At 67.3% G+C, this 5,049-nt stretch carries 6 protein-coding genes; 3 read left to right on the top strand and 3 right to left on the bottom strand.

Annotated features, from left to right (window positions below):
- Window positions 1-179: 179 nt before the first annotated feature.
- Window positions 180-884, top strand: coding sequence for a PP2C family protein-serine/threonine phosphatase (locus EKL94_RS21720; protein ID WP_005408277.1), 705 nt, complete (start codon window positions 180-182; stop codon window positions 882-884).
- A 65-nt stretch (window positions 885-949) separates the two neighbouring features.
- On the opposite strand, the gene dnaQ is transcribed toward EKL94_RS21720, so the two are convergent.
- From dnaQ to EKL94_RS21705, 3 genes are read right to left on the bottom strand one after another with little or no spacing between them, the layout of a single operon-like run.
- Window positions 950-1,681 (bottom strand): DNA polymerase III subunit epsilon, encoded by a 732-nt coding sequence (gene dnaQ, locus EKL94_RS21715; RefSeq protein ID WP_126930604.1) that lies wholly within the window; start codon window positions 1,679-1,681, stop codon window positions 950-952.
- 4 nt (window positions 1,682-1,685) lie between these two features.
- Complete coding sequence (rnhA, locus tag EKL94_RS21710; RefSeq protein WP_032129326.1) at window positions 1,686-2,138, bottom strand: ribonuclease HI; 453 nt, start codon at window positions 2,136-2,138, stop codon at window positions 1,686-1,688.
- 13 nt (window positions 2,139-2,151) lie between these two features.
- Window positions 2,152-2,796 (bottom strand): methyltransferase domain-containing protein, encoded by a 645-nt coding sequence (locus tag EKL94_RS21705; protein ID WP_126930603.1) that lies wholly within the window; start codon window positions 2,794-2,796, stop codon window positions 2,152-2,154.
- A gap of 11 nt (window positions 2,797-2,807) precedes the next feature.
- Here EKL94_RS21705 and gloB point away from each other — a divergent pair, with 11 nt between their 5' ends.
- A complete protein-coding gene (gloB, locus tag EKL94_RS21700) occupies window positions 2,808-3,572 on the top strand; it encodes a hydroxyacylglutathione hydrolase (protein WP_126930602.1) in 765 nt (254 codons plus the stop codon).
- Window positions 3,569-4,768 (top strand): lytic transglycosylase domain-containing protein, encoded by a 1,200-nt coding sequence (locus EKL94_RS21695; protein ID WP_126930601.1) that lies wholly within the window; start codon window positions 3,569-3,571, stop codon window positions 4,766-4,768. Before gloB ends, EKL94_RS21695 begins: the two co-directional genes overlap by 4 nt.
- Window positions 4,769-5,049 lie beyond the last annotated feature (281 nt).

Here is a 5,049-nt window from a genome sequence, read left to right as displayed (position 1 = left end):
TCGTCACTAGTCCAACAGCCGCTCTCGTGAGATGAGGTGTGGTGATTCACCTGTTGAATGGGTACCAGGCTTTCGTTTGTCTCAGGCTACGGCCACCAGCGCGACGCCCACCGGTAAGCTCGGCGGCAGGGCCAGGTGTTGATAAGAGACCGCGCCACACCCCTGTCGCAGGGGACCGCATGATCGAATTCGGACACCTGACCCACCCCGGCATGCGCCGCGAGCTCAACGAGGACACCTACTACGGTGACAGCGAGCTGGCCCTGTGGCTGGTGGCCGATGGCATGGGCGGGCACGCCTGCGGCGAAGTGGCCAGCGCGCTGGCGCGCGAGACCATCGTGCGCGAGATCCGTCGTGGCGCGCCGCTGGCACAGGCCATCCGCACCGCCGACGAAGAGATCATCCGTGCCTCGCGCCGTCGCAACGACACACTGCCGATGGGCACCACCGTGGTCGCTGCGCGTGTGCAGGGCAACCGCTATGAAGTGGCGTGGGTCGGCGACAGCCGCGCCTACCTGTGGCGCGATGGCCAGCTGGCCCAGCTCAGCCAGGACCACAGCGTGGTGCAGGAACTCGTCGCGCAGGGCAACCTGACCGCCGAACAGGCGCGCGCGCATCCGCATCGCAACGTGGTCACCCAGGCACTGGGCGTGACCGATCCGGCGCATCTGAACGTGGCCACCACCAGTGGTGAGCTGCGCCCGGGCATGCAGCTGCTGCTGTGCAGTGACGGCCTGACCGAGGAAGTGGACGACCGCGGCATTGCCCGCACCCTCGCCTTCGAGGATGCCAGCGCACAGGAATGCGTGGACACGCTGGTCGCGGCCGCACTCGACGGCGGTGGCCGCGACAACATCAGCGTGATCCTGGTGCGCTGCCACTAACCGGTAGATCCACGCCACGCGTGGATACGGCGCTGCCGGCCAGCGGCCGGCACTACTTCGATGTATTACGCGCTGGCGGGCTCTTCCACCTTCGGGCCATCCCACAGCGCATGGCCAGCCTTCTTGCGCAGCCGCTCCAGTCGCACCGCATGCGCTTCCAGCTCCGACGGCGTGGCCACCACGCGCGGGCGCGGCAGCAGCTTGCTGGTATCGAAGGCATGCAGCGCCGCACCGGCACCACCGCCATCGTCATCGCCCAGACCGAAGCCGATTTCTTCCTGGCCCGAGGTCAGCGCGATATAGACGTCGCCCAGGATCTGCGCATCGAGCAGGCCGCCATGCAGTGCACGGTGCGAGTTGTCCACGCCCAGCCGCTTGCACAGCGCATCCAGCGAATTGCGCTGGCCCGGGAAGCGCTCGCGCGCCATCACCAGGGTATCGATCACGGTACAGCGGTCGGTGATCTTGCCGTACTGCGGCCCCAGCAGCGACAGCTCGTTGTCGAGGAAGCCAAGGTCGAATGCCGCGTTGTGGATGATCAGCTCGGCGCCATCGATGAAGGCCAGGAACTCGTCGGCGATCTGCGCGAAGTCCGGCTTGTCATCGAGGAACTCCAGGGTCAGGCCGGTGACTTCCTGCGCGCCCTGTTCGAACTCGCAGTCCGGCTTGATGTACTGGTGATAGTTGTTGCCGGTCGGGCGGCGCTTGAACAGCTCCACGCAGCCGATTTCGACGATGCGGTTGCCCTTCTTCCACTCCAGGCCGGTGGTTTCGGTATCGAGGATGATCTGACGCATGGGCTCAGTTTACCGGGCTGGCGTCGCGGATCTGGATCGCCGCGTTGCGCGCCAGGGTATCCACCCGCTCATTGTCCGGATCGCCGGAGTGGCCCTTCACCCACCGCCAGTCGATCTGATGCCGCAGCGTGGCCGCCTGCAGGCGCTCCCACAGCTCGCGGTTCTTCACCGGGTCGCCACCGGCGGTCTTCCAGTTCTTGCGGATCCAGCCCGGCATCCACTGGGTCAGGCCCTGCCGCACGTACTGCGAATCGGTATAGAGCACGATGTTGCACGGTTCGGTCAGCGACTCCAGCCCGGAAATGGCCGCCATCAGCTCCATCCGGTTGTTGGTGGTGTGCGCCTCGCCACCGCTCAGTTCGCGCTCGTGGCCCTTGTAGCGCAGCAGCGCAGCCCAGCCGCCGGGGCCGGGATTGCCAAGGCAGGAACCGTCGGTGTGGATTTCGATGGTTTTCAATACAACTCCAGAATCAGGTAGCTACGGTGCCGTGCCAGCGCACCGGCAGCGGTTTCGGCCCAGGCAGGGCCAGCGTGCGTTTTTCCGCATGGAACAGGCAGGCCGCGCGCAGCGGTGCCCAACCTCCGGGACGACGGCTGCCCTCACCGCGCCAGAGCGGGCCCAGGTAACGCATATCGTCGCACTCCAGCCCATGACGGCCGAGCAGCAGGCGGATCCGCTGCGGCGTGCGCACCACCAGCCCATGCTGGCGCCAACGCGTGCGATACGGGCTGAACGGGTTGAGGCTGCTCAACCACAGGTGGCCGCCCGGCATCAGTACGCGCTCGCACTCGTCGAGCAGACGGTCGGCGTCGGCGGCAGTGACATGCTGCAGCACGATCGCATTGACGCTTTCATTGGCCAGCGGCAACGGCAGCGCACAGCGGGTGTCGCCGGCATAGCCCTGCCCCTGCCGGAACAGGCGCAGACCGCGTCCGCCCAGCTGTGCATCGTCCAGCCAGGCCGCACTTGGTGCGATCCACAGCCAGGGCTGTGCCGGCAGCACCGACAGCTGTGGCAGCAGCAACTGCCGCTCCAGCACGCGCAAGGCCTCCGCCGGTTCACTGTCGAACCACGGGGTCTGGCTCGCTTGACGGGTGCTCTGCAGCGCGGGCATGGTCCAATTCTATGCGACTGACTGCCCTGCCCGCATTTGCGGATAACTACATCTGGACGCTGATCGACAACGGTGGCGCCGCCGTGGTCGTCGACCCCGGTGATGCTGCGCCCGTGCTCGCGCTGGCTGATCAGGGCCTGCGCGTGGACACGATCCTGCTTACCCATCACCACGACGACCACATCGGTGGCGTACCGGCATTGCAGGCACGTTTCCCCGGCGTGCGGGTCGTCGCGCCAGTCGAGGAACGCATTCCCACGGCGACCGAGCGGGTCGGCGAAGGTGAACGCGTTCAGGCACTGGGCCGGACGTTCCACGTACTATCCGTGCCCGGGCATACCCGCAGCCACATCGCGTTTCACACTGCTGAACATCTTTTCAGCGGAGATTCGTTGTTCAGCCTGGGCTGTGGACGCCTGTTCGAAGGTACGCCGTCCCAGCTGCTGGCGTCGATGCGCAAGCTGGGTGCCCTGCCCGCGCAACTGCTGCTTTGTTGCGCTCATGAGTACACCGTGTCAAATGCCGTCTTCGCGCGGCATGTCGACCCCGCCAACGCTGCCTTGTGGCAGCGCCAAGAGGAGGCTTTGGCCATGCGCCGCGATGACCGTTCCACCCTGCCGGTAACCCTGGCCAACGAATTCGACTGCAATCCCTTCCTGCGTGTGCACGCTGCACCGATCCGTGCGTCGGTATCGGCACACCTGGGCCGTGACGTCGTGGACGACGTCGACGTGATGGCCGGTCTCCGGCACTGGAAAGACGGCTTCCGCGCATGATGCGCCGAAGTCTGCCGCTGGCCCTGGGCCTTGCCCTGGGGCTGGCCGGAACCGCAGGCGCACAGTCGCTGGGCGCCGGCATCAGCCAGAACCTGACCGCTGCCGCGGCCCTGCCGCTGGATCCATCGGCGCTGCCGGCCGCTTCGGTACGCAACGGCCAGGAGATCTTCACCAGCTTCCGCGACGGCCTGGCCGAGCCCAGCTGTGATGCAGAGGCCACCAGCCCGCGCTGGCAGAAGCAGTTCGCCCACGCCCCCTCGCGCCTGGCCAACCAGGATGACGATGCGCTGGTGCTGTTCGGCTATGTGGTCGAAGAGCTGCGCAAAGCCAATCTGCCCACCGAATTCGCGCTCATTCCGTTCGTGGAAAGCGGCTATCGGCCCAATGCCCGCAACGGCAGCGGCCCGACCGGCCTGTGGCAGTTCATCGCCACCACCGCACGCAACCACCGCGTGCCGATGGCCAACGGCTACGACGGACGCCTGTCGGCGGTCGACTCGACCCAGGCCGCGGTGCGCTACCTGAAGACCCTGCACGGCATGTTCGGCGGCGACTGGCGCCTGGCCACCATGGCCTACAACGCCGGCGAGTACCGGGTCCTGCAGTCCATGCGCAAGGCCGGCATGAACGCGCAGAACGCCAAGCCGGCAGCCCTGCCGGGACTGTCGCCGGTCACCCATGCCTACGTCGAGAAGCTGCATGCCCTGGCCTGCGTGCTGGAAGACGTGGAAGACCAGCCTAGCGTGATGGCCTCGCTGGACCGCACCGTGCCGGTGCTGAAGGACCACACCCTGCCGGCCGGCACCAGCGTCCAGCAGTGGGCCGCACAGCGCGCCCTGGACCCTGCCAGGATCGCCCGCCTCAACCCGGCCCTGGCCGCCGGCAACCGCGCCTCGGGAACCACCCGGGTGCTGGCCCCGGTCTCGGCAGCCAATGCGACGGTGACGGAAGCCGCGACCACGCTGGTGGCCAGCACCGCACCGGTTGCCACGACCGCGCCGACGCCGCAGGTGGCCAAGACCGTCGCCGCGATCGCCGACCGCCCGCGCAGCCGCCGCCACACCGTGCGCAATGGGGAGTCGGCCTGGACCATCGCCCGCCGCTACGGCATGCCGGTGAAGGCCCTGCTGTCGCTGAACGGCCTGAGTGGCAGCAGCGTACTGAAGCCGGGCGCGGTACTGCGCGTCGAGGACTGACGCGCCAGCCAGGCCCCGCCTGTAGAGCCGAGCCAATGCTCGGCTTTTTCTTGCCTGCGCCCTGCAGATGCAGTCGAGCACGGCTCGACTCTACGAAAGGCGGTCGAGCAAGCTCGACCACTACCAAAGCCCAAGCGCGCCACAGACGACGCGAAGTGACTCGTCCTGCCATAGGTTGACACCTATGGGGTGGATGATCCGGCCGCCGTCAGGCGACCAAGGACGCCCGATGCATCGCATCGGGCGTCTGCATTTTAAGGGACAGGTGGGGTCGCTCGGCG

The sequence above is a fragment of the Stenotrophomonas maltophilia genome (assembly GCF_003970865.1).
Lineage (GTDB): Bacteria > Pseudomonadota > Gammaproteobacteria > Xanthomonadales > Xanthomonadaceae > Stenotrophomonas > Stenotrophomonas maltophilia_AR.
This window is presented reverse-complemented; position numbering and strand designations above follow the sequence as displayed.

What these genes read in the sequence shown, in the direction of transcription:
- EKL94_RS21705 (WP_126930603.1), bottom strand. Translation starts at nt 2,796, where the DNA reads ATGCCCGCGCTGCAGAGCACCCGTCAAGCGAGCCAGACCCCGTGGTTC.
- EKL94_RS21720 (WP_005408277.1), top strand. Translation starts at nt 180, where the DNA reads ATGATCGAATTCGGACACCTGACCCACCCCGGCATGCGCCGCGAGCTC.
- EKL94_RS21695 (WP_126930601.1), top strand. Translation starts at nt 3,569, where the DNA reads ATGATGCGCCGAAGTCTGCCGCTGGCCCTGGGCCTTGCCCTGGGGCTG.
- gloB (WP_126930602.1), top strand. Translation starts at nt 2,808, where the DNA reads ATGCGACTGACTGCCCTGCCCGCATTTGCGGATAACTACATCTGGACG.
- dnaQ (WP_126930604.1), bottom strand. Translation starts at nt 1,681, where the DNA reads ATGCGTCAGATCATCCTCGATACCGAAACCACCGGCCTGGAGTGGAAG.